The sequence below is a fragment of the Streptomyces sp. NPDC059957 genome (assembly GCF_042730015.1).
GTDB lineage: Bacteria > Actinomycetota > Actinomycetes > Streptomycetales > Streptomycetaceae > Streptomyces.
Window position 1 is genome coordinate 111,317 of the sequence record NZ_JBHWMB010000016.1, and the last position, 21,831, is coordinate 133,147.

Annotated in this window: 22 protein-coding genes and 1 pseudogene; 13 read left to right on the forward strand and 10 right to left on the reverse strand. The window is 72.2% G+C overall.

Annotation, left to right across the window (positions count from 1 at the left end):
- Positions 1-147 precede the first annotated feature (147 nt).
- From ACFWBW_RS13760 to ACFWBW_RS13785, 6 genes are all read left to right on the forward strand, one after another.
- Positions 148-999, forward strand: a complete 852-nt coding sequence (locus ACFWBW_RS13760) for a helix-turn-helix domain-containing protein (RefSeq protein WP_385371608.1) — start codon at positions 148-150, stop codon at positions 997-999.
- Positions 1,000-1,066: 67 nt separating this feature from the next.
- Positions 1,067-1,306 carry a hypothetical protein gene (locus ACFWBW_RS13765; protein ID WP_385371611.1) on the forward strand — a complete coding sequence of 80 codons (240 nt, stop codon included), beginning with the start codon at positions 1,067-1,069 and terminating at the stop codon, positions 1,304-1,306.
- Between the two features lie 166 nt (positions 1,307-1,472).
- Complete coding sequence (locus ACFWBW_RS13770) at positions 1,473-2,447, forward strand: acyl-ACP desaturase (RefSeq protein ID WP_385371614.1); 975 nt, start codon at positions 1,473-1,475, stop codon at positions 2,445-2,447.
- Between the two features lie 95 nt (positions 2,448-2,542).
- Positions 2,543-2,854 carry a hypothetical protein gene (locus ACFWBW_RS13775; protein ID WP_385371616.1) on the forward strand — a complete coding sequence of 104 codons (312 nt, stop codon included), beginning with the start codon at positions 2,543-2,545 and terminating at the stop codon, positions 2,852-2,854.
- Entirely contained in the window at positions 2,847-3,992 is a 1,146-nt protein-coding gene (locus ACFWBW_RS13780) for a hypothetical protein (RefSeq protein WP_385371619.1), read from the forward strand. Before ACFWBW_RS13775 ends, ACFWBW_RS13780 begins: the two co-directional genes overlap by 8 nt.
- Positions 3,989-4,747 (forward strand): hypothetical protein, encoded by a 759-nt coding sequence (locus ACFWBW_RS13785; RefSeq protein ID WP_385371622.1) that lies wholly within the window; start codon positions 3,989-3,991, stop codon positions 4,745-4,747. Before ACFWBW_RS13780 ends, ACFWBW_RS13785 begins: the two co-directional genes overlap by 4 nt.
- Positions 4,748-4,777: 30 nt before the next feature.
- Here the strand turns inward: ACFWBW_RS13785 and ACFWBW_RS13790 are convergent, their stop codons facing one another.
- Positions 4,778-5,032 (reverse strand): WhiB family transcriptional regulator, encoded by a 255-nt coding sequence (locus ACFWBW_RS13790; protein WP_385371625.1) that lies wholly within the window; start codon positions 5,030-5,032, stop codon positions 4,778-4,780.
- A gap of 101 nt (positions 5,033-5,133) precedes the next feature.
- Between ACFWBW_RS13790 and ACFWBW_RS13795 the strand changes: the two genes are divergently transcribed.
- The gene (locus tag ACFWBW_RS13795) at positions 5,134-5,862 is read left to right on the forward strand and encodes a TetR/AcrR family transcriptional regulator (RefSeq protein WP_385371628.1); all 729 of its coding nucleotides are present in this window, start codon (positions 5,134-5,136) and stop codon (positions 5,860-5,862) included.
- Here the strand turns inward: ACFWBW_RS13795 and ACFWBW_RS13800 are convergent.
- Together ACFWBW_RS13800 and ACFWBW_RS13805 are read right to left on the reverse strand one after the other, a co-directional pair.
- Complete coding sequence (locus ACFWBW_RS13800) at positions 5,825-7,327, reverse strand: DHA2 family efflux MFS transporter permease subunit (protein WP_385371631.1); 1,503 nt, start codon at positions 7,325-7,327, stop codon at positions 5,825-5,827. The genes ACFWBW_RS13795 and ACFWBW_RS13800 overlap by 38 nt on opposite strands.
- Positions 7,324-8,214 carry an alpha/beta hydrolase gene (locus ACFWBW_RS13805; protein WP_385371633.1) on the reverse strand — a complete coding sequence of 297 codons (891 nt, stop codon included), beginning with the start codon at positions 8,212-8,214 and terminating at the stop codon, positions 7,324-7,326. Before ACFWBW_RS13805 ends, ACFWBW_RS13800 begins: the two co-directional genes overlap by 4 nt.
- A 242-nt stretch (positions 8,215-8,456) precedes the next feature.
- Here ACFWBW_RS13805 and ACFWBW_RS13810 point away from each other — a divergent pair, with 242 nt between their 5' ends.
- On the forward strand, positions 8,457-9,902 hold the full coding sequence (locus tag ACFWBW_RS13810) for a S41 family peptidase (RefSeq protein WP_385371636.1): 1,446 nt from the start codon (positions 8,457-8,459) through the stop codon (positions 9,900-9,902).
- 35 nt (positions 9,903-9,937) lie between these two features.
- Here the strand turns inward: ACFWBW_RS13810 and ligD are convergent, their stop codons facing one another.
- Positions 9,938-10,957, reverse strand: coding sequence for a non-homologous end-joining DNA ligase (gene ligD / locus ACFWBW_RS13815; protein WP_385371638.1), 1,020 nt, complete (start codon positions 10,955-10,957; stop codon positions 9,938-9,940).
- A 75-nt stretch (positions 10,958-11,032) separates the two neighbouring features.
- Between ligD and ACFWBW_RS13820 the strand changes: the two genes are divergently transcribed.
- Both ACFWBW_RS13820 and ACFWBW_RS13825 read left to right on the forward strand, forming a co-directional pair.
- On the forward strand, positions 11,033-12,115 hold the full coding sequence (locus ACFWBW_RS13820) for an ATP-dependent DNA ligase (RefSeq protein ID WP_385371641.1): 1,083 nt from the start codon (positions 11,033-11,035) through the stop codon (positions 12,113-12,115).
- Positions 12,112-12,600: an NUDIX hydrolase gene (locus ACFWBW_RS13825; protein ID WP_385371644.1), complete on the forward strand. Its 489-nt coding sequence runs from the start codon at positions 12,112-12,114 to the stop codon at positions 12,598-12,600. Before ACFWBW_RS13820 ends, ACFWBW_RS13825 begins: the two co-directional genes overlap by 4 nt.
- Positions 12,601-12,635: 35 nt before the next feature.
- On the opposite strand, the gene ACFWBW_RS13830 is transcribed toward ACFWBW_RS13825, so the two are convergent.
- The 4 genes from ACFWBW_RS13830 to ACFWBW_RS13845 form a co-directional block, all read right to left on the reverse strand.
- Positions 12,636-13,295, reverse strand: a complete 660-nt coding sequence (locus ACFWBW_RS13830) for a GPP34 family phosphoprotein (protein WP_385371647.1) — start codon at positions 13,293-13,295, stop codon at positions 12,636-12,638.
- Positions 13,296-13,471: 176 nt separating this feature from the next.
- Positions 13,472-15,550, reverse strand: coding sequence for an MDR family MFS transporter (locus ACFWBW_RS13835; protein WP_385371650.1), 2,079 nt, complete (start codon positions 15,548-15,550; stop codon positions 13,472-13,474).
- Positions 15,551-15,615: 65 nt separating this feature from the next.
- Positions 15,616-16,965 (reverse strand): 6-phospho-beta-glucosidase, encoded by a 1,350-nt coding sequence (locus tag ACFWBW_RS13840; protein WP_385371653.1) that lies wholly within the window; start codon positions 16,963-16,965, stop codon positions 15,616-15,618.
- Positions 16,966-17,020: 55 nt separating this feature from the next.
- A complete protein-coding gene (locus ACFWBW_RS13845) occupies positions 17,021-18,010 on the reverse strand; it encodes a helix-turn-helix domain-containing protein (protein WP_385371656.1) in 990 nt (329 codons plus the stop codon).
- A gap of 225 nt (positions 18,011-18,235) precedes the next feature.
- On the opposite strand from ACFWBW_RS13845, the gene ACFWBW_RS13850 reads away from it, so the two are divergent.
- From ACFWBW_RS13850 to ACFWBW_RS13860, 3 genes are all read left to right on the forward strand, one after another.
- Positions 18,236-18,904, forward strand: coding sequence for a helix-turn-helix transcriptional regulator (locus tag ACFWBW_RS13850; protein WP_243338946.1), 669 nt, complete (start codon positions 18,236-18,238; stop codon positions 18,902-18,904).
- 64 nt (positions 18,905-18,968) lie between these two features.
- On the forward strand, positions 18,969-19,526 hold the full coding sequence (locus tag ACFWBW_RS13855) for a toxin-antitoxin system, toxin component (RefSeq protein ID WP_385371659.1): 558 nt from the start codon (positions 18,969-18,971) through the stop codon (positions 19,524-19,526).
- On the forward strand, positions 19,523-20,701 hold the full coding sequence (locus ACFWBW_RS13860) for an MAB_1171c family putative transporter (RefSeq protein ID WP_385371662.1): 1,179 nt from the start codon (positions 19,523-19,525) through the stop codon (positions 20,699-20,701). Before ACFWBW_RS13855 ends, ACFWBW_RS13860 begins: the two co-directional genes overlap by 4 nt.
- Positions 20,702-20,723: 22 nt before the next feature.
- Here ACFWBW_RS13860 and ACFWBW_RS13865 read toward each other — a convergent pair whose 3' ends face one another.
- Positions 20,724-21,500: a hypothetical protein gene (locus tag ACFWBW_RS13865; protein WP_385371665.1), complete on the reverse strand. Its 777-nt coding sequence runs from the start codon at positions 21,498-21,500 to the stop codon at positions 20,724-20,726.
- Positions 21,501-21,537: 37 nt separating this feature from the next.
- Positions 21,538-21,831: pseudogene (locus ACFWBW_RS13870) on the reverse strand (hypothetical protein); the annotation flags it as partial.

Genomic DNA, 21,831 nt, shown 5'->3' on the forward strand with positions numbered 1-21,831 from the left:
GGTCGCCCCGTGTGAGACTTGCGCTACCGACCGTAGCGCAACGTGGTGCACAGTGCTACTACTTGTACGACGACTTGCCGATTTCTCATGCCATTTCCGGACTCCCGAGGGCGCTCCCGCATGCCCCGGCCGGAGGAGAGGGGACCTGTGCCACCGAGGAGTACGCCGACCGCGCGCCAGCAGCGCCTGGGCTCCGAGCTGCGCAAACTCCGCGAGCAGTCGGGCATGTCGGTGCAACAGGCGGCGGCGCTCATGGGAGTGGACCGCACCCGGATCCCCAACATCGAATCCGGCCGGATCGCGATCAGCGCCGAGCGTGTCCGCACCCTCGCCTTCAACTACGACTGCCCCGACACGGGGCTGGTCGACCTGCTCGCCTCGATGGCCCAGGAGCGCGACAAGGGCTGGTGGGAGCAGCACCGGGGGATGCTGCCGCCCGCGCTCCTGGACATCTGCGAACTGGAGCACCACTCCGTCGAGTTGCACACCGCCGTGACCACGCACATACCGGGGCTGCTGCAGACCGAGGCGCACGCGCGGGCCGTCTTCGACACCGCCGACCCGCCGCTGCCCGAACCCGACCTGCAGGCGCGGCTCGCCCTGCGGATGCACCGCCAGCAGGTCTTCGCGCGCGAGGCACCGCCGCTGTACGAGGCGGTCGTGCACGAGGCGGCGCTGCGCATGCAGTTCGGCGGCCCGAGGGTGGCCCGGGCTCAGCTCGAACACATACTGGAGCAGTCGGAGCGGGCGCGTACGACCGTGCGCGTGATTCCGTTCACCGCCGGCGGGTTCCCCGGCGCCGGCCAGTCCTTCACGTACGCGGCCGCCACGATCAGCGAGCTGGACACCGTACAGCTGGACAGTTCCCACGGATCGATGTTGCTGGATTCGCAGATGAAGCTGCTCCGCTACCGCGGCCTGCTGGAGCGGCTGCGGTCCCTGGCACTGCCGGCCCGCGACTCCCGCGATTTCATCCGCGCCATCGCACAGACCCTCTGACCGGGCCGACCGGCCGACCGGCCGGCTGACCACCGAGCCGGATCCGACGAGGAGACGAGAGAACGACATGGGCACGACCACCACGACCGCGACCACCCCGGCGACCCCGTCGGCGACGTCCGGCATCGCCTGGGACGAGGCATTCTGCAGCGAGGGGGCGAACTGTTTCCGCTTCGGGCGGGACGCCGAGGGGAAGGCGTACATCGGGACCACCGAGTCCGCCGCCTACGTCACCGACTCGATCGATGCGCTCCGTGCGCTGATCTCGGCCGTCAAGGCGGGAGCCGCGGACCACCTGCTCGCATGACTTTGGTCCCTTCAAGCCACGCCACGCCCCCCTCAAACTGCACAAATAACGGGACGTAACCGGACAGAGCGACCCATGGGGCTTGGCTGGTCTTGATGTCGCGCTTAACCTACGACTCCGTAGGCTACGGAACCGTAGGTAATTCGCTTTGCACTCAGGAGTACCCGTGACGATCACCTCTCCCCACCTCGGCAGCTCGGAGGCGTGGACGGACGCCAAGCTGCTGTTCGCGCTGGAAGAGGTGGTCGAGAAGGAACTCAACCGCCATCTGACGGTCACCAAGGACTGGATGCCCCACGAGTACGTCCCGTGGAGCGACGGCCGCAACTTCCCCGGTTTCTTCGAGGACGGCGAAGCCTGGGACCCGGCGCAGTCGAAGGTCACCGAGATCGGCAAGATCGCGCTCGTCGTGAACCTGCTGACCGAGGACAACCTCCCCAGCTACCACCACGAGATCGCCTCGCTTTTCGGCCGCAACGGCGCCTGGGGCACCTGGGTGCACCGCTGGACCGCCGAGGAGGGCCGCCACGGCATCGTGATGCGCGACTACCTGCTGGCCTCGCGCGCCGTGGACCCGGACAAGCTCGAGGCATTCCGGATGCAGCACATGTCGGAGGGCTTCGAGTCCGACAACCGCCACTCGATGCTGCACTCCGTGGCGTACGTGGCCTTCCAGGAGCTCGCGACCCGCATCTCGCACCGCAACACCGGCCACCAGTCCGGTGACCCGGTCTGCGACCGCATGCTGGCCCGCATCGCGCAGGACGAGAACCTGCACATGATCTTCTACCGCAACCTCCTGGGTGCGGCCTTCCAGATCGCCCCGGACCTGACGATGCAGGCCGTGCGCGACGTCGTGGTCGACTTCCGGATGCCCGGACACGGGATGCCCGGCTTCGAGCGGATGGCAGCGCAGATGGCGATCGGCGGGGTCTACAACCTGCGGATCCACCACGACGACGTGCTGAGCCCCGTGATCCGCTTCCTGAAGATCATGGACATCGACGGCCTCGGCCCGGACGGGCAGAAGGCCCAGGAGGAGCTCGGCCTCTTCATGAACGGCCTGGACTCCGAGGCCCGCAAGTTCGACGAGCGGCTGGCCGCCCGCGCGGCCCGCATCGCGGCCCGCAAGGCCGCCTGATCCGGCCCCTGCGCCACGACTGACCGGTTTCCGCTCGCTCGGGCGGGTGACGACGATTGCCCTGGCAGAGCCCCGCTCTGCCAGGGTTTCGCGTCATGACCGCCATGACGCCGCTCCAGGTCGAGATCGACCAGCTGGCCCGCCTCAGCAACGCCCTGGACACCTCGCTGACCGCCCTGCGCGAGGCCAGGCGGGAGCTGGACCACGTACGGGCCGACCAGCTGGGCACGGCGGACCTCGACGCGGCGTGCGACGGCTTCCAGGACAGATGGGGCCACGGCACCAAGGAACTCGCCGGGCGGATCAAGGTCGTACGCGAGGGAGTGCGCCGCAGCGCCGCCGAGTACGCGGAGCTCGACGAGGCCATCCGCGCGGCATTCCGGCAGGCGGCGCAGACCCGTGGCTGACTCCCCGGCCGCCGGCCACTCCGCGCTCGGCTTCGACCCGGCCCCGGGCAGCCCGGTCGCGGTCCTGGCCCTGGCGAAGAAGCTCCGCTCCTCCGCGGACAGCATCGCGGAGACCTCCCGCGTCGTCGACGCCCTGGTCTCCCACAGCTCGGCCTGGCAGGGCGAGGCCGCCACCGCCTTCCGCGCCTCGCTGTCGCGTGAGCTCCCGCGCCACCTCCACGCGGCCCACACCTCCCTGGCGGAGGCCGCGCGCCGACTGGCCGGCTGGCACGACACCCTGACCTCCCACCGCACCCTGGCCGCCCGCTACGCGTCCCAGGCCGCCGCGGCCACCACCGAAGAGGCTCTGGCCGACGCCCGCCGGCTGGCCGGTGAGCTGGCCTCGGAACACACCGCGGCGGCCCGCCGGGTCGCGGACACGCTGACCGCGACGGCGCAGCGGCTGGCGCCGAAGGAACCCGGGGTGCTGGAGTCGGTCTGGAACAAGATCGTCGACAATCCGGCGGACGCCCTCTCGAACGCGGCGGCGATCCTGGGGGCGGCCGGTGCGGCCGTCGCGCTCTTCTTCCCGCCGGCCGGGATGGCGGTCATGCTGGTCGCGGGCGGGCTCTCGCTGGCCGCCCTGACCGCGCACCTCGCGGATCCCGGCTTCCGCAAGCCGCTGACCGAGGGTTTCACCCGGGGCAAGTTCGACGCCGCGTTCTGGAAGAACAGCGTGACGCTGCTCGGCGACGGCCTCGGCGCCGTCCCGGGCGTGGCCGCCGTCGCCACGGGCGCGAGGGCCGGTACGGTCGCGGCCCGCGCGGCCATGGCGGTCCCGGAGGCCGGCGCCCTGGCGGGTGTCTCCCCGGGCGCGGGAGCCTTCGCCCGCACCACGTGGAACACGGCGGACGAACTGCGGAAGGTGGAGAGCCCGCTCGCCGCGTGGGCGCTGCGGTCGTCGACGCCCGAGGTCAGGGAGCGGGTGGGGGTGGCCGTGGCCGGCACCGGAGCCGCCACGGCCGCCGCCGACTACACCGGCGACGACGAAGCCGTCGACCGCGGTTCCACGGCGGTGGACGGCACCCGCATCGCCGTGGAGGACGGTCCGTCCACGGCCGCGAGGTCGGCCCGGCTCTGGACGCTGGTGCAGCCGTGACGAACCACTCCGTACCGCCGGTCTGGTTCCGGCTGCCGCCCGGGTTCCACGACATCGGCCCCGAGGACCGGGACGCCCTGGAGGCGGTCGCCGAAGCCCTGGGTGCCCTGGGCGGCGCCGGGGAGGGCGCAGGTTCCGTTGCGGGCGCGGACGTCCGTGCGGGCGCGGGTTCGCGTCCCGGACCCGGTGCGGGTTCGCGTCCCGGACCCGGTGCGGGCTCGGGTTCCGCAGCCGGTGTGGGGTCGCAGCTCGGGCGGCTGATGGACTGCCTCGACGAACTCGCCGGTCAGCCCGGCCTGCACCTCGTCCACACCGCGGTCGGCCTCCACCCCGAGGGCCCGGAGTCCGTGTCCACCTCGCTGTTCTCCCTCGCCGTCCGGCCCGCCGACGACGCGGGCGCCGGGGCCGGTGTGGCGCGGGCGGCCCTCGCCCTGGCCGGTGCCGCCCAGGGGAGCGGCTCGACGCGCAGGTTCCTCGACCTGCCCTCGGGCCTCCCGTGCGCCCTGGTCTGCGGGGTCCTCCCCCTCCCCGGCACCGACCGGGGGCTCTTCCAGGCCAGGGCCGTCACGGCGCATCCCGGCGGACGCCACCTGCTGCTGCTCGACCTCACGAGCGCGGCCACCGGGCACGCCGATGCGTACACCGCCATCCTGGAGGCGGTCGCGCACACGATCACCTTCGCCGATCCCGAGCCCCGGCCTCCCGGACAGCCGGGCGGCGCCGGGACCTCGCGGATCCTGGAGCTGCTGGGGTGACGCCGCCGCCGCGCCGGGGCGGCGCGGCGGTCAGGACCGCCGGCGCAGGGCCTGGCGTTCGGCTTCGGACAGGCCGCCCCAGACGCCGAAGCGTTCATCGTTGGCCATGGCGTAGTCCAGGCAGGCCTTGCGGCCCTCGCAGGCCCCGCACAGTCGCTTCGCGTCGCGCAGCGAGGAGCCGGGCTCCGGGAAGAAGAAGCCCGGGCCCGTCTGGGCGCAGAGGGCGAGCTCGTACCAGGCCGGGACGGCGGTGACGGTATCGGTATCGGTGGTGTTCATCGACATGCCGCAGAGCCTGTCCGGCGGCGATGGACGTCCGATCAACGCCTGATCAACAGCCATTGAGTGAACGACCGTGCGTGCGATGGCTTCGGTACGATGGCGGCATGGCAGACGGACGCGTGGAGCGCGGTAACCAGACGCGGCGGACGGTCCTGGAACGGACGATGAGCATCGCCTCGGTGGACGGCCTGGAAGGCCTGTCCCTGGGGAAGATCGCCACGGATCTGGGGCTGAGCAAGAGCGGCGTGTTCGCCCTCTTCGGTTCCAAGGAGGAGCTGCAGCTCGCCACCGTGCACGCTGCCCGGGCCGTCTTCGTCGAGCAGGTCGTGCGGCCCGTACGGGACGAGCCCGCCGGGCTCGCCAAGGTGTGGCGGCTGTGCGAGAGCTGGCTGGACTACTCCGGCAGCCGGGTCTTCCCCGGCGGCTGCTTCTTCTACTCCGCCTCCGCCGAGTTCGACTCGCGCCCCGGACCCGTCCGCGACGAGATCGCCAGGATCAACGGCGAATGGACCCGGTACATCGAGCGACTGCTCGACGAGGCCAGGCTGGCGGGCGGGTTCCGCGAACCGGCCGACGTCGCGGACGTGGAGCAGCTCGCCTTCGAGATCATGGCGATGATGGAGCTGGCCAACGCGCACTCCGTGCTGCACCAGGACACCGCTGCCTACGGCCGGGCCGCGCGGGGCATCCTCGCCCGGCTTCGCGCGGCGACGGCCGCCCCGGAGGAACTCCCGGAGCGGCCGCCCGTACTCGCGTTCCCGGCCCTCGGCTTCTCCGCCGACGACGCCCCGGCCGTCAGCCTCCCGGCCGCGCCGGCCCTGCCCGGCCGCTGAGCCGCATCGCGGCGCCCGCGACCGACGCGGCGAGCGCGGAGAGCGCGATCAGCAGGAAGACACCGCGCCAGTGGCCGCCGGAGACGCCATCGGTGAGCAGGGCCGCCGTACCGGCGACTCCGAGTGCCCCGCCGAGCTGGCGGGCCGTCATCAGCAGGCCGGTACCGGCCGCGAAGCGCTGCGGCGGGAGGCCGGCCGAGGCCGTGGTCGAGAGCGCGGTCAGCACGACTCCGATGCCGAGACCGCCGAGGAGTCCGGCGGGCAGGAAGATCTGCGCGTACGAGGTCGACTCCCCGACCCAGCCCCACAGCAGCAGGGCGTTGGCGGCGAAGAGCAGCGATCCGGCGGTGACGGCGGCCCATTGGAGGCGGGCGGGGACCCTGCGGCCGACGAAGAGCGCGCCGACCATGGCGAGGACGGCACCCGGTGTGACGCCGAAGCCGGCTTGCAGGACCGAGTAGTCCCAGCGCTCGATGAGGTAGGACGGGGCCATCAGCAGCCACGCGTACATGGCGGCTCCGAAGAACAGGGCGCCGATGTTGGAGCGGGCGAACAGCGGGTCGCGCCACAGGTCCCGGTCGACGGCCGGGGCGGGATGGCTGCGCGAGCGGCGCAGCGCGAGGGTGCCCGCCAGGGCGCCGCCGATGACCAGGGCGAGCACCTTCGGATCGGTCCAGCCCCACTCCGCGCCCTGGGAGAGCCCGGCCACCACTCCCCCGATGCCGAGGGCGAGCGCGGTCGTACCGACGGGGTCGGGGAGCCGGCGTCCGGTGCGGGGCTCCCGGGGGACGACGCGGGCGGCGGCCCGGGCGACGGCCAGGCCGAGCGGGACGTTGACGAGGAAGATCGCACGCCAGTCCCACCATTCGACGAGCAGTCCGCCGATGCTCGGGCCGACGGCTGCGGCCAGTCCGCCCGCCGCCGACCAGGCACCGAGGGCGGCTGCCCGGCGGGCGGGTGGGGTGTGGGCCAGTACGAGGCCCAGCGCGGCGGGGATCATCCCTGCGGCGGCCGCTCCCTGGAGTGCGCGGGCCAGGATGAGCAGCTCGGCGGTGGGGGCCGCGCTGGCGGCGAGCGAGGTCAGGGTGAAGGCGAGGGTCGAGCCGAGGAACAGGGTCCGCCGGCCGAGGGTGTCCGCGAGCCGGCCGGCCGCGGCGAGCAGGGCTGCGAACAGTACGGCGTAGGCGCTGACGACCCAGGTCAGGCGGGCCAGTGACACCTCGGGGAAGGCCCGGCGCAGGTCGGGGAAGGCGACGTTGACGACGGTGGCGTCGAGGAAGGCGAGGAAGGTGACGGCGCTGGCCAGCGCGAGCACCCGCCCGGCCCCGGGGCCGCCCTCGGCCCCTTGCCTTCCGGAATCGGGCGCGGAGACCGACTCGGGGAGGGCGGCCGGATCGGGCGGAGCGACCGGCTCGGCGGCGATGACCGCGTCGGGCGCGGTGGGTTCGGGGTGGGTGGAGGTCATCGGGTGGCTCCGGCGGTATCGGCCGGGCTCGCCGCGCGGGTCTGCGACGGGGCCGCGCTCAGGAACTCGACGGTGGCCGCGATGACATGGGGGTCGAGGAGGATGCGGCGGTGGCCGAGTCCGCTCGTCTCGATCAGGCGGGCGCGCTCCCCGTAGGCGGCCGCGAGGGCGCGGGACTGGCCGGGGGCCGCGGTGTCGTCGTCCGCGTCGTGCACGAGCAGGATCTCCGAGGGGATCTCCTCGGGGTGGCGCCCCGCGTCGAAGCGGGGCCAGATGCCGGGCTCGGAGGGGAAGAGCCGGAGCTGGACGTGGCGCCGCATGGCGTCCTCGACGGCCTGGTTCACGCCCAGCATCGCGCGGAACCGCTCGGCGAGGAAGTCGAAGTCGGCGATCGCTCCGATACCGACGATCCGATCGGCGCGGATCCCGTCCCGCAGTGCGAAGAAGGTGGACACCACCCCGAAGGAGTGCGCCAGGACGGCCGAGAACTCCCCGTAGCGCGCGTGCAGTTGGCGGATGATCTCGCGCTGCCGGAGGATGGTCGTGGCCCGGCCGCCGGACGCGCCGTGACCGGGCGCGTCGAAGGAGACCACGGTCCGCCCCTCGGCCAGCAGCGCCTCGACGAACCCGGCGAAGCGCGAGGCGCGGGAGGTCCAGCCGTGCACGACGAGCACCGGCCGGTCGCCGTCGCCCCAGCGGTACGTGGTCACGGGTATCCCGTCCACGACGAGCCGGCCGGTCACGGCCCGGGCCATGACCTCCGCTTCGCCCGGCTTCACCTTCGGCCGGCCGAGCGGCCGCACGAACAGCGCGAACGCCACCCGCCCGACCGGGCCCGGGGCGACCCGGGCGGTGGTGTTGAGGGTCGTGCTCAGGAGTGAAGCCATGGGGTGCATGCCCGGTTCTCCGGATCTCCTCAGAGTGGCCAGACGGCGCTGGCGGGTCAGGATGATGGGCTGATATTAGCACGATCGTTCGTGTTGTTATGGGTCATGGCGCGAGACGGTCCCGCCTGCCGGATTCGGGGGGTAGCCCCACCCGGGCCGGGTGGGCCGCCGGATGTACCCGGCCCCCGGTCGCCCCGGATCCTGGTCCGAGTCAAGGGACTTCAGCGAACGGGGACAGCACGATGACCGGTACAGGCGCAGGCACAGGCACACATAAGGGCACACGTAAGGGCACGCGCCGACGGGCGGCCGCGGCGGCGCTGCTCCTCGCCCTCGTGGTCACCACCGCCGGGCCCGCCGCGGCCGCCAGCGCCACCGCGGGCCGCCCGCCCGCCGGGCCGGCCGGGATCTGGCAGCTCGACGGCTACGGCACCGTGCTCCGCGTGGAGTCCGGACGGCTCCAGGAGTACCAGGTCACCGGGATCAGCTGCCTGCCCGGCGCGAGTGCGCGCCGGGTACCGGACAGCGGGAGCGCCGGCGCCTTCCGCTACGCCACCGAGGACGACGAGGTCCTCATCGTGCGCCCCGGATCGGTGCACGTCGAGGGCTCCGTCGGCGACCGCGCGACCCGCCGGCTCGCCGCCCTGCCCGAGCGGTGCCGCGAGGCCCAGGAGCCCGGACCTGCCGCGGACCCGGTCGCCACCTTCGACGTGTTCTGGCAGACCTTCGCGGAGAACTACCCCTTCTTCGCCGCCAAGGGCGTCGACTGGAACGCGGTACGCGAGGCCCACCGCCCCCGCGTGCACTCCGGCACCACCGAGGACGAACTCTTCGCCGTCTTCGAGGAGATGCTCGCCCCGCTGCACGACGCACACGTCCACCTCTCCGACGACGGTGACCGGTTCTTCGGCGAGGTCCGCCCGGGCACCGAGATGCCGACCCTCGAACTCGAGACCCGCGTCAAGGCGTACATCCAGGAAGTGGCCCTCGGCGGCCACGCACCGCAGGAGTTCGCCCAGGGCCGCATCTCCTACGCCGACCTCCCCGACGGCCGCGGCTACCTGCGCCTCTCCGGCTTCGGCGGCTACACCGAGAGCGGCGACTTCGCCTCCGAGAGCGCCGAGCTCGACCGCGCCCTGGAGAGCGTCTTCACCGCCGAACGCACCGCCCGCCTGCGCGGCCTGGTCATCGACCTGCGGATCAACGGCGGCGGCTCCGACGAGCTCGGCCTGCGCCTGGCCGCCCGGCTCACGGACCGCCCGTACTTCGCCTACGCCAAGCGCGTGCGCAACGACCCCGCCGACGCGACCCGGTTCACCCGCCCGCAGCCCCTGTACGTCCACCCCGCGAGCGGTCCCCGCTACACGGGGCCGATCGCCGTGCTCACCGGCGGCTCCACCGTGAGCGCGGGCGAGACCTTCACCCAGGCCCTCCTGGAGCGACCCGGCCGGACGGTACGCATCGGCGAGCCGACCCAGGGGGTCTTCTCCGACGTGCTCGGCCGCGCCCTCCCCAACGGCTGGGAACTCGGCCTGCCCAACGAGCAGTTCCTGACCCGTACCGGGAAGACCTTCGACGGTCCGGGCATCCCGGTCGACGTCACCACCCCCGTCTTCACGCAGGAGGAGTTCGACGCGCACCGCGACTCCGCCTTCACCGCCGCCCTGCGCCGCCTCCCCCGGGCCTAGTGCTGTGCAGCCTCTTCCGGACCGTGCCCGGCCCGTCAGTCCTCGTGCTTCGCACGGCTGGGCTGGACCCGCTTGGGCTCGCCCGGCATCTTCGGATAGTCCGGCGGGTACGGCATGTCGCCGAGGCCGTGGTCGTGTTCGTGGCGGTCGGCCAGTTCCAGAGCGGCGTCCAGGGCGAAGGCGTGCTCGTCCATGTCCGCGTGCAGATCGCCCAGTTCGGCGAAGCGGGCCGGCATCGTCACGATGTCGAAGTCGCGCGGCTCCGCCTCGTTCAGCTCGTCCCAGCGCAGCGGCGCGGAGACCGGGGCGTGCGGGCGAGGGCGGATGGAGTAGGCCGAGGCGATGGTGCGGTCGCGCGCCGTCTGGTTGTAGTCGACGAAGATCCGCTCGCCGCGCTCCTCCTTCCACCACGCGGTGGTGACCTTCCCCGGCATCCGGCGCTCCAGGTCCCGGCCGATGGCGATGGCACACCTGCGGACCTCCGTGAAGGTCCAGCGCGGCGCGATCGGCACGAACACGTGCAGCCCCCGGCCCCCCGAGGTCTTGGGCCAGCCGCGCAGGCCCAACTCCTCCAGCAGTCCGCGTAGTTCGTGGGCGACCGCGACCGCGTGGTGGTAGTCGGTGCCCGGCTGCGGGTCCAGGTCGATGCGCAGCTCGTCGGGGCGGTCGGTGTCCTCCCGCCGGACCGGCCAGGGGTGGAAGGTGAGGCACCCCAGGTTGGCGGCCCACAGGACGGCGGCCGGCTCGGTCGGGCAGATCTCGTCGGCGGTGCGGCCGCTCGGGAAGGCGATGTGGGCGGTGGGGATCCAGTCGGGCAGGTTCTTCGGGGCCCGCTTCTGGAAGAAGGACTCGCCCTCCACCCCGTCCGGGAACCGCTCCAGGGTCGTGGGCCGGTCCCGCAGGGCGCGGGTGATCCCGTCCGCGACCGCGAGGTAGTAGGCGGCCACGTCCCCCTTGGTGAGGCCGCGCTCGGGGAAGTACACCTTGTCCGGACTGGACAGCCGGACGGTCCGGCCGCCCACCTCCAGCTCGATCGCTTTGCCCGCTGCACCCATGTGCGCCACGGTAGGCGGACCCGCGCGGCCCCGCACACCGAGCGGGCCCGGGCGCACCACCCCAGAATCGGAAACATGGATCTGCCGGTCATGCCACCCGTGAAGCCGATGCTCGCCAAATCCGTGTCCACGATCCCACCGGGCATGCAGTACGAGGGCAAGTGGGACGGCTTCCGCGCGATCGTCCACCGGGACGGTGCCGAGATCGAGCTCGGCAGCCGCACCGGCAAGAGCCTGACCAGGTACTTCCCCGAGCTGGTGGAGGAGCTGAAGGCCAATCTTCCCGACCGCTGCGTGGTTGACGGGGAGATCGTCGTCATCCAGGGCGGGCGGCTCGATTTCGACCGGCTCAGCGAGCGGATCCATCCCGCGGCCTCCCGGGTGAAACTGCTCGCCGAGACGACCCCGGCCTCGTTCGTGGCCTTCGACCTGCTCGCGCTCGGCGACGAGGCCCTCCTCGACGCGCCGCTCACCGTCCGCCGTGCCGCCCTGACCAGCATGCTCTCCACCGCTCGGCCCCCCGTACACCTCGCGCCCGCGACCACCGACCCCGCGCTCGCACAGGAGTGGTTCGAACGATTCGAAGGCGCCGGGCTCGACGGGGTCGTCGCCAAACCCCTCGATCTCCCCTACCGGCCCGATGCCCGCCTCATGTTCAAGATCAAGCACGAGCGTACGGCCGACGTCGTCATCGCGGGTTTCCGTTTCCACAAGAGCGGTCCGATTGTCGGATCACTGCTCCTGGGGCTCTACGACGCACACGGCACCCTCCAGCACGTGGGCGTCTGCGCCGCCTTCCCGATGAAGCGCCGCGCCGAGCTGATCGACGAGCTCGAACCGCTCCGCATGCCCGACCCCGGGGGGCACCCGTGGGCCGCCTGGGCCGAGGAGTCCGCCCACGAGAGTGCCCGGCTGCCCGGGGCGCAGAGCCGCTGGACGGGGAAGAAGGACCTGTCCTGGGTGCCGCTGCGCCCCGAATGGGTCTGCGAGGTGGCCTACGACCACATGGAGGGCGACCGGTTCCGGCACACCGCGCAGTTCCGCCGCATGCGGCCGGACCGGGAGCCTCAGAGCTGTACGTACGCCCAGTTGGAGGAGGTCGTAGGCTACGACCTCGCCGAGGTGCTGGCGCCCCGATCGACCCAGGGAAGTCCATGAGTACGGAAACCGGCGGAGCCACCGGGCGCGCCGTCCCCCGCCCCCACGCCGTCGTCGGAGTCGGCGTGGTCGTGATCGGCCACGACGGCCGGGTGCTGCTCGGCCAGGCTCACGACGGGCGCTGGGAGCTGCCCGGCGGCAAGGTCGACCCCGGGGAGGGCTTCGAGCAGGCCGCCGCCCGCGAACTGGCCGAGGAGACCGCGCTGCGGGCCGCCCCCGAGGACATCCGGATCGTTTCCATCCTGCTCGACGCCGACTCGGGCCTGACCCAGCTGACGGCCGCGGCCGTCACCTCGGCAGCCGAGGGCACCGCCACGGTCACCGAGCCGCACAAGATCGCCCGCTGGTCCTGGTTCGCCCCGGCCGAGATCCCGGCGGCGCTCTACGCCCCGTCCGCGGCGGCCCTGCGCGCCTGGCGGCCCGAACTCACCCCGGTCCTTCCCCACGTGCCCTCGTACGACTACCCGACGGCCACGAACCCGTGATCCGAAAGCGGGGCCGCAGACGCTCGGTCACAGCATTAGACGGTGGCCGCGACCGTCACCACGGTGGCCGCGGCCACCGCCACCTGCATGTCGCGGATGGCGGAGCGGACGCTCTCGGCCGCCCAGTGTCCGCCGGCTATCTCCGCCGTGCGCGCGGAGATCTCCTTGCGCGGGCCGTCCGGGAAGGCCAGCCCGTGCAGTTTGGCCGCGTGGATCAGGGCGACGAGGCTCGCGGTGCGTTCGTCCGGCTCGGCGCCCTTGAGGACGGCGGAGGCGAGGCGCTCGCGCAGCGCGCGCTCGATCGTGCCGTCGGCCTCGGGATACCGCCGCACCGGGAACACACCGAGGGCCTTGCGCCGCTCCTCCACGACCACGCCGCGCCCGCTCAGCCGCTCCACCGCCGCGGCTATGGCCTTGGCCTGGTCCTTCGTCAGCCAGTCGGTCACCCGGCGCTTGCTCCGGCCGTGCATCCAGGTCTGCATCAACCTGATCCGGCCGTCGAGCAGTTCCTCACCGGTGGGCGACGTGTCCACCAGTTCCAGGTACTTGCCGGTCACCACCACCCGCTCCGCGAGCACCAGTTCGAGCAGGATTCCGCCCGCCACGGCCCAGCCGACCGACTGCCGCTGCTTCACCGATCCGGACTCGTCGTCCAGCGACAGCAGCGTGATCTCCTCCGCCAGCGTGATCGTCATGCTCAGCTCCCCCGTAGACCGTCTGTCTTCTCATGATCAGACGTCCCCGCACGCACCGGAGTTCCATCGGTTCCCCGATCGGCTCAAAATCGCACCGCACCGCACCGCGCCGCACCACGCCGGCACCCGCACCGCACCGCCTCGCACCGCACCGCACTGCACCGCACCGGCGGCGCCTAAGGCCGCCCCGCCATCGCACGCGGAGCGAAGTTCCCGTCGCCCAGGTCCTCCGCCAGCAGCCGCTTCGCGATCGCGTCCGCCGCGGCCCGCAGTTCCGCGCTGCGCGGACGGCCCCGGTCCTTCTCCAGCTGGTCGCCGAGCCACGTGGCCCACGCGTCCGAGATGACGCCCGCTTCCCGCTCCCCCGCCGGGGTCTGCGTGTAGAAGCCGTTCTGCCGCGTCATGTAGCCCTCGTCCACCATCCGTTCGAAGACCGGCAGCAGCACCTCCGGGGGCAGGTGCCGACGCGAGGCGATGAGTCCCAGGCTCGCGTAGCCGACGGTGCGGGTCATCAGGTCCACCTGCATCACCGCCCACGCACCCGCCATGTCCAGCCGGGTGTCCGAGGAGTTCACGATCCCGCGGGCCGTCTCCGGCCCCATGCTCCGCACCAGCTTGCCGACCGCCAGTTCCAGCAGTTTCGCCGAGTCCCCGGAGGCCGTGGCGGGCGAGCCGAAGCCGTCGCCCATGTCCGTGGAACCGGCCCGCGCGCTGTCGCGCAGCTTGACCTGCTTGAGGAACAGCGCGACGACGAACCCGACCACCGCCACCGGCACGGTCCACAGGAACACCGTGTGCAGGGTGTCCGCGTACGCGTTGACGATCGGCGCGGCCGCCGCCGGATCGAGCCCGTGCACGCCTTGCGGGCTCTGCGCCGCGACGCCCAGCAGCTGCGGGTCCTGTCCGGTGGCGCGCGCGGCCTCCGCCACCCCCTTCGCCAGCGCGGGCTTCAGGGTGTTGGCGTAGATCGTGCCGAAGACGGCGGTCCCGAAGGCACTGCCGAGGGTACGGAAGAAGGTGACGCCCGAGGTCGCGGTGCCGAGGTCGGCGTAGTCCACGGTGTTCTGCACGGCGATGGTCAGCACCTGCATGCACAGGCCGATGCCGGTGCCGAGGACGAACATGTACAGGGATTCCAGCCAGGCGCCGGACTGCGGTCCCATCAGCGACAGCAGGTAGAGCCCGAGGCCCATCACGGCGCAGCCGACGATCGGGAAGATCCGGTAGTGCCCGGTCTTGCTCGTGACGTTGCCGCTGAAGACCGACGCGATCAGCAGACCGATGACCAGCGGCAGCGTCCGTACGCCGGAGACGGTGGCCGAGTCCCCGTCCACGTACTGCAGGTACGTCGGCAGGAAGGTCATCGCGCCGAGCATGGCGAAGCCGACGACGAAGCTGAGGACGGAGCAGACCGAGAAGACGGGGTTGCGGAACAGCCGCATCGGCAGCATCGGCTGCGCGGCACGCGTCTCCACCAGGCAGAACAGCGCCAGTGCCACGGCGCCGCCGGCGAAGAGCCCGACGATGAGCGGCGAGCTCCAGGCGTACTCGTTCCCGCCCAGGCTGGTGGCCAGGATCAGCGCGCTGGCGCCGATCGCGACCATCGCGATGCCCAGGTAGTCGATGACCGGCTTGCCGACGGCGCGTACGGAGGGGATCGTCTTCGCGGCCGCCACCACGACCAGGATCGCGATCGGCACGTTGACGTAGAACGCCCAGCGCCAGGTCAGGTGGTCGGTGAAGAGTCCGCCGAGCAGCGGACCGATGACCGTGGCGACGCCGAAGACGGCGCCGATCGCACCCTGGTACTTGCCTCGTTCGCGCAGCGGGACCACGTCGGCGATGAGGGCCATCGCGGTGACCATCAGCCCGCCGGCGCCGATGCCCTGGATGCCGCGCCACACGATGAGCAGGGTCATGTTGCTCGCGAGGCCGCACAGGAACGAACCGGTGATGAAGACGATGGCGGAGACCTGGAAGACCAGTTTCCGGCCGAAGAGGTCGCCGAACTTGCCGACGAGCACGGTCGCGACCGTCTCGGTGAGCAGGTACGCGGTCACGACCCAGGACATGTGGTCCCCGCCGCCGAGGTCCGCCACGATCGTGGGCAGCGCCGTGCCCACGATCGTCTGGTCCAGGGCCGCCAGCAGCACGCCGAGCATGATCGTGCCGAACACGATGTTGCGCGATCGCCGGTCGAGCACGGGTGGTGCCGCGGCGGATAGGGCGGGAGCTGCACCTTCGGCTGTGGTCACACCTCGCACTCTCACAGCGCCCCCGCCCGGCCGCATGCGGCACTAGCCCATCCGGGCAGGGGCCCTCAGCGCAGGTACCCCAGCCCCGGATGCTCCGCCGCGTACCCGGTCACCAGCCGCCGGGCCACCCCGACCGAGTCCACCAGCGGATGCAGCGCGAAGGCCTTGACGGCGTCCGCCCGCGATCCGCTCGCCGCCGCGGCGAGGACTTCCCGCTCGGCGGCCTTGACCGAGGTCACCAGGCCCACCGCGTGCAGCGGCAGCGGGTCGACGGCGACCGGGTGGGCCCCGTTGGCGTCGACGAGGCAGGGCACCTCGATGACGGCCTCGGCGTCGAGCACCGACAGGGTCCCGCGGTTCCGGACATTGAGGATCAGGGTGGCGCGCTCGTCCCGGGCGATGGCACGCATCAGGGCGAGGGCCACCTTCTCGTACCCGCCCGACTCCAGGTCGCTCTCCTCGCGCTCGCCGACGCCCGCGACCTCGCGGTTCTCGGCCATGTACGTCGCTTCGCGCTCGGCCCTGGTGCGGTCCCAGGCGGCCAGCGCCGCCCCGGGCGCCTGATCGGGCCGCCCGGCCTCGGCGTAGAACCCCCGCTGCTGGTCGCGCAGGAACGCCCCGCGCGTCTGCTTGGCCTCCTGGTACGCCCGTACCGTGTCGCGGTTGAAGTAGTAGTAGTGCAGGTACTCGTTCGGGATCGCCCCGAGCGAGCGCAGCCACTCGGCCCCGAACAGCCGGCCCTCCTCGAAGGATTCCAGCGCCTGCGCGTCGGCCAGCAGTCGCGGCAGTTCGTCGCGCCCGCCGATCCGCAGACCGCGAACCCAGCCCAGGTGGTTGAGGCCGACGTAGTCGATCCAGGCGTCCTCGGGCCGGGCGCCGAGCAGCCGGGCGATCCGCCGCCCGAGTCCGACCGGCGAATCACAGATGCCGATGACCCGGTCCCCGAGCTCCTCGGCCATGGCCTCCGTGACCACCCCGGCCGGATTCGTGAAGTTGATCACCCATGCCCCGGGGGCGGTACGGGCCACCCTGCGCGCGATCTCACGGGCCACCGGCACCGTCCGCAGGCCGTACGCGATCCCGCCGGCGCCCACCGTCTCCTGACCCAGCACTCCCTCGGCCAGGGCGATCCGCTCGTCGGCGGCCCGCCCTTCGAGCCCCCCGACACGAATGGCCGAAAACACGAAGTCGGCGCCGCGCAGGGCCTCGTCGAGATCGGTGGTGGCCGTGACGGCCGGGGCGTCCGCGATTCCGGAGGCCTGGTCCGCGAGCACCCGTGCCATGGCGCGGAGCCGGCCGGAGTCCTCGTCGTACAGGGTCACGTGCGACACCCTGCCCTCGGCGTGATCGCCGAGCAGGGCTCCGTAGACGAGCGGGACCCGGAATCCGCCCCCGCCGAGGATCGTCAGCCGCACGCCCTTACCGCCTTTCGCAGTGCCACGTTTCGTGGCACCAGTGTCCCCCTCCGGATCAGTCCACCGGCGACGGCACGGCCCTCAGCCGCGGCACCTGGTGCGGCTGCGCGCCCGGACCGCCGTGCTGCGGACCCGTCGGCCGGGCCTGCGGCGTCGAGAGGACCAGTGTCATCCGGGTCAGTCCCATGCCGTCGAGCATCGGGCCGGATTCGGCCACCATCCGGCAGCGCACCAGGCCCCAGCCCGGGTCCGGGTGGCGCACGGTGCGCACGGCACCGTCCTGTTCGGCGGCCTCGGCCCCGTGGGTCGTCAGCCAGTGCGGCACTCCGTACCGGTAGGCGGCCTCCATGAACGGGTCACGGGCCACCTCCTGACGGATGCTGCGCAGCCCCTCGTCGTCGGGGGCGGCGGCCAGCGCGGTCGCGAAGCGGGCCAGCAGCGGTACGCACCAGGCCGGTTCGTGGTCCTCCAGGACGGCCGCCGCGTCCGGGTGGAACAGCACGAAGCGCAGGAAGTTGTCGTCCGGCAGGGCGGTGGGATGCGGGCGCACCGACTGGAAGAGCCGGTCGAAGGCCGAGTTGGTCAGGGCCACGTCCCAGCGGTGGTCCACGAGGAAGCTCGGGTAGGGCACGGCCTCCATGAGGGCCGCGTAGTCACAGAGGTAGTCGCGCTGCGCCGGATCGTCGGGCAGCCGGCTGTCCTCGGCCGCGCGCCAGGTGGGCGGCGGGTCGCGGTCGACCATGATCCGGAAGAGCCAGAAGCACTGCCGCTCGCTCATTTCCAGGGCCTCGGCCAGGGCGAGCAGCTTGCGGTCCGTCCACTCCTTGACCAGGCCGCGCTCCCAGTTCCCGTACGCGCGCACGCTGATGCGCAGACGCGCCGCCAGGTCCTCCTGGCTCAGCCCCAGTTCCTCCCGGCGCTGGCGCAAAATCTCCTTGCGTCGCTCCGACCGCACGGCGCCGCGTGCGGACTCCTCGCCCGCGAGGCGCTCCCCACCGATGTGGGCGAGCCCTTCGGACGGGCCCACCGCTGCGAGATGTGGCACCGAGAGCTCCCCCCATCTTCATTACGGTCTGGATCTTCATTTCCGTGTGGCGATCCTGCTACCGACTTCATTCGAGTGTCAACTATTGTGGCAATTCCAGCCTCTGGGCAGCTCGATCCCGCCACAGATGTGGCACGTTCTAGCCGTACGGACAGGGACCGGATAGATTCCTGGAGCCGACCACGTGCCCGCACCCCGACCTCGCGCGATCTAGGAGAACCACTGGTGACAGACGGCTTCCCGGCTCCCGTCGCGGTGGCCAACACGCTCCTGGCAGCCACCGTCACGCGGGTCGCAGAACTCGCGGGCAAGCTGGGCCGCGACCTGAACCAAGTCTTCGACCTGCGCCGACTTTCCGAGGCCTCGGGCGTACCCGCCGACGTGGTGCGGAGCCTGTTGGACGGCCGGCCCGCCGGTGAGCCCGATCTCCAGACCCGGTTCCTCCAGCGCCTCGACCTCCTGCGCCGCACCCGCGTCAAGCCCAACGGCCGCCGCTACACGCAGCAGGAGATCGCCGACGGCGCCGCCATGTCGCGCCAGCAGGCCGGGGCCCTGATCAACGGCGACAGACGGCCGACCATGGAACACTGTGACGCGATCCAACGCTTCTTCGGGGTGCATGCCGGATTCCTCACCGCCCACGACGCGGACGCGCTCACGGACGCCCTCCAGCGCACCGAGCAACAGCTGCTCCAGGACTTCGCGGGCCGCGCACGGGAAACCGCACCCGCCCCGGCCGCTTCGGCAGGCGATCCGCTGGCAAGACTTCTCCAGAACCACGGCGTACGCGGCATCGCCTGGCGTGCCGCCCAACTGCCCAGCGACAAGCACCGGGACAAGGTGACCGAATGGCTGGACATGCTTCTCGAAAGCGTCAAACCGAACGAATCCTGACCCAGTCGAAAGTCTGGGTCTGATCCTTGAGTCCTGATCCGGATCCGCGCCGACGGGGAGAACGGTGAGCATAGGCAGAGAGCAGCGGCGGTTGTGCGGGGAGCTGGTGGCAGGCATCAGCCTGACCGCGCCCGTGGAACCCGTGGACCTCTACGCCGCCCTCTGCGAGGGCATGAGCAAGCACCGCGGCCGCCGGGTGGAGTTCCGGATGGCCTCGTTCCCGCCGGGGACGGCCAGCGGCCTGTGGCTCGACATGGCGGACCGCGATCTGGTGGTCATCGAGGAACGCACCGCACCCGACCACCAGCTGGTGATCCTCGGGCACGAGTTGTGGCACATGAAAGCCGGTCACTGCAGCCACCACGTCGACGGCGCCGCCGTCGCCGCGCGACTGCTGTCGGACGGTGCCGACATCGGCGAGACCGTGCGTCGCGTCGCCGCGCGCACCCGCGCCGACGTCCAGGAGGAGACCGAGGCCGAAACCTTCGGCCTGCTGCTGGGCAGCCGCTGTCGCACCTGGCTGGCCGGATCGGCCGGCCACCGGGCGCCGGCACAGCGGGACCAACTGGCCGGCCGCATCGAGGCCGCGCTCGGATACCGGGGGCACAGGAACGACCATTGAAAGGCCAGGACTACTACACACCGGCAGCCGCGATGGCGATCGCACTCGCCTTCAAACTGCCGGCGCTACGGACCAACTGGCGCGATCCGCTCCTGCGATCGGTCTGCGCCCTGCTCACCCTGGCCGGCGCCATCTTCACCTTCGCCGCTCCGCCCACGATCGCGGCGGTCAACCGCTGGACCGGCATAACCAACTTCTCCGCCCTGTTCGTCTACTGCCTGATCACCGCCTTCAGCGCCGCCTGCCTCGTGCTGATCGTCAACTGGCGCGGCGGTCCCCCCGAGGAGACCCGGCGCGTCTCGCGGGCCTGGATCCTCGGCTACTCCGCCGTGATCGTGGCGCTGGCGGTGCTGTTCGTCCTCGGTGACACCCCGGTCGAGCGGCTGCGGGACTTCGACACCCACTACGCCAACACCCCCTTCATCCGGGAGATGATCGCCCTCTACCTGGTGGCCCACAACGTGGCCGCCTTCGTGATGGTCGCGATGTGCTGGCGCTGGTCCCTGCAGGTGCGCGGCTGGCTCCGCGTCGGCCTCGTGATCATCGTCATCGGGTACGTCTTCAACCTCTGCTACGACGCCACCAAGATGACCGCCGTCGTGGCCCGCTGGACCGGCCACGACCTGGACTGGCTGAGCACCTCGGTGGCACCGCCCGTCGCCTCCATCGGAGCCAACGTCAGCGCCGTCGGCTTCGTCCTGCCCCTAGTGCTGCAGCGGCTCTCCGACAGCTGGCAGTACTGGTCCACGTACCGGCGGCTGGGCACGCTCTGGCGCGAGGTGCGCATCTACGGCCCCAAGGGCGTCCCCAGCGTACGGATGGCCTGGTGGTCCGCCCTGGAGCTGCGGATGATCCAGCGCGAGTCGGACATCCACGACGGCTTCCTGAACCTCGGCCCGTACTTCGACCAGTCCCACCGGGACGACGCCCTCGCGCGGGCCTTCGCCGCCGGAGCGGACGAGGAGACCGCGCGGGCCGTCGCCGACGCGGCCATGGTCGCCGCCGCCGTGCGCGCCCGCGGGGCCGACCCCGAGGGACGGGTCATCGGGGCCAGCGAGGAAGGCGCACCGCCGGCCACCGACGGTCCGCGCGACCTCGTACGGATCTCGCACGCCCTGCGGAACTCGCCGGTGGTGGCCGAATGCCGCCGGCAGGCGGCGCTGTCCGGGAGCTGAGCCCGGCCGGCGGGGCCGGTGATCAGCGCCCGGCGGCCAGGGGCAGGGACGGGAAGAGATCCTGGAACGGCGCCGCCGAGTCGATCCCGTCCCGCCCGAAGGGCGCGTCGAAGCTCCACACCATGAACAGCAGGAACACGATCAGCGCGCTGAACAGCCCCGCGAGCAGCAGCTCCCGTCCCGAACGCCGGATCTGCAGGGTGAAGATCAGCCCCACGGTGACCAGCCCGCCCGCGACCAGCCCCAGCCAGACCACTCCCGGCAGCGTGGACTCGTCGGTCTGCGTCCGCTCGTGGCGGGCGTCGTCGGCGGCCGCGATGTGGTCCAGCAGCGGCTGGTAGGCCTGCGCCTGCAACTCGTTGCCCGGGCTCTGGTGGGTGACTCCGCTGCGCAGTTTGCCGAGCAGTTCGCCGCCCTCCGGGGACACCGGCGCCCCGGAGGTCAGCCGCGGCCAGTCCACGCTGACGGTGTGGGACACGTACGCGTCGACCTCGCCGCGGATCCGGTCGCGCACGGCGGCCGGGTAGACGTCGGCCCGCTGGGTGACCTCGTACAGGGACTGGGCCTCACGGCGCACGCTGTCCTCGGCGGCGCCGCGCGCCTCCCAGACGCCGGCGATGGCCAGGCCGAGCACGATCGCGTAGACCACGCCGACCATCATCACCATGTACTCGAGGACGTCGGGGGTTTCGCTGGTGTCCTCGTCGTCGGCGACCCGGCGGTGCCGGATCGCGGTGAAGGCGAGGACGAGGGCGCAGACGAGCGCCATGGCGATGGCCAGGACCAGCCATTCGGACACGAGGGTTCTCCGTAGGTCGAGATGAGCGGACTGAACGTTAGCCGCGGCTCCTGGAACGGGGCCGCAGCGCGACGGCCGCGAGCACCGCCGGGGTCGTGACGACGACCATGAGCATCAGGGTGGACATGCCGTCCGGGCCGCGCCGCGCCAGGGCCGCCGAGTGGTACGGGCGCACGTGGAAGCGCCCCACCGCCCCGGCCCCCGCTGCGCCCCGGTGCGGAGCCACCACTTCGCCCGGAGCCGCCCGCGTGACCCCGGGCGCCCGCGCCGCGGCCACCCGCGGCTGCGCCGGCGCAGGCCCTGCCTGCGCCGTCGGCCCGGGGGCGGGCTC

Bases quoted from the DNA above. Each gene is read 5' to 3' on its own strand.
- ACFWBW_RS13765 (WP_385371611.1), top strand. From the start codon at position 1,067: ATGGGCACGACCACCACGACCGCGACCACCCCGGCGACCCCGTCGGCG.
- ACFWBW_RS13775 (WP_385371616.1), top strand. From the start codon at position 2,543: ATGACCGCCATGACGCCGCTCCAGGTCGAGATCGACCAGCTGGCCCGC.
- ACFWBW_RS13790 (WP_385371625.1), bottom strand. From the start codon at position 5,032: ATGTCGATGAACACCACCGATACCGATACCGTCACCGCCGTCCCGGCC.
- ACFWBW_RS13795 (WP_385371628.1), top strand. From the start codon at position 5,134: ATGGCAGACGGACGCGTGGAGCGCGGTAACCAGACGCGGCGGACGGTC.
- ACFWBW_RS13800 (WP_385371631.1), bottom strand. From the start codon at position 7,327: ATGACCTCCACCCACCCCGAACCCACCGCGCCCGACGCGGTCATCGCC.
- ACFWBW_RS13805 (WP_385371633.1), bottom strand. From the start codon at position 8,214: ATGGCTTCACTCCTGAGCACGACCCTCAACACCACCGCCCGGGTCGCC.
- ACFWBW_RS13810 (WP_385371636.1), top strand. From the start codon at position 8,457: ATGACCGGTACAGGCGCAGGCACAGGCACACATAAGGGCACACGTAAG.
- ligD (WP_385371638.1), bottom strand. From the start codon at position 10,957: ATGGGTGCAGCGGGCAAAGCGATCGAGCTGGAGGTGGGCGGCCGGACC.
- ACFWBW_RS13820 (WP_385371641.1), top strand. From the start codon at position 11,033: ATGGATCTGCCGGTCATGCCACCCGTGAAGCCGATGCTCGCCAAATCC.
- ACFWBW_RS13825 (WP_385371644.1), top strand. From the start codon at position 12,112: ATGAGTACGGAAACCGGCGGAGCCACCGGGCGCGCCGTCCCCCGCCCC.
- ACFWBW_RS13830 (WP_385371647.1), bottom strand. From the start codon at position 13,295: ATGACGATCACGCTGGCGGAGGAGATCACGCTGCTGTCGCTGGACGAC.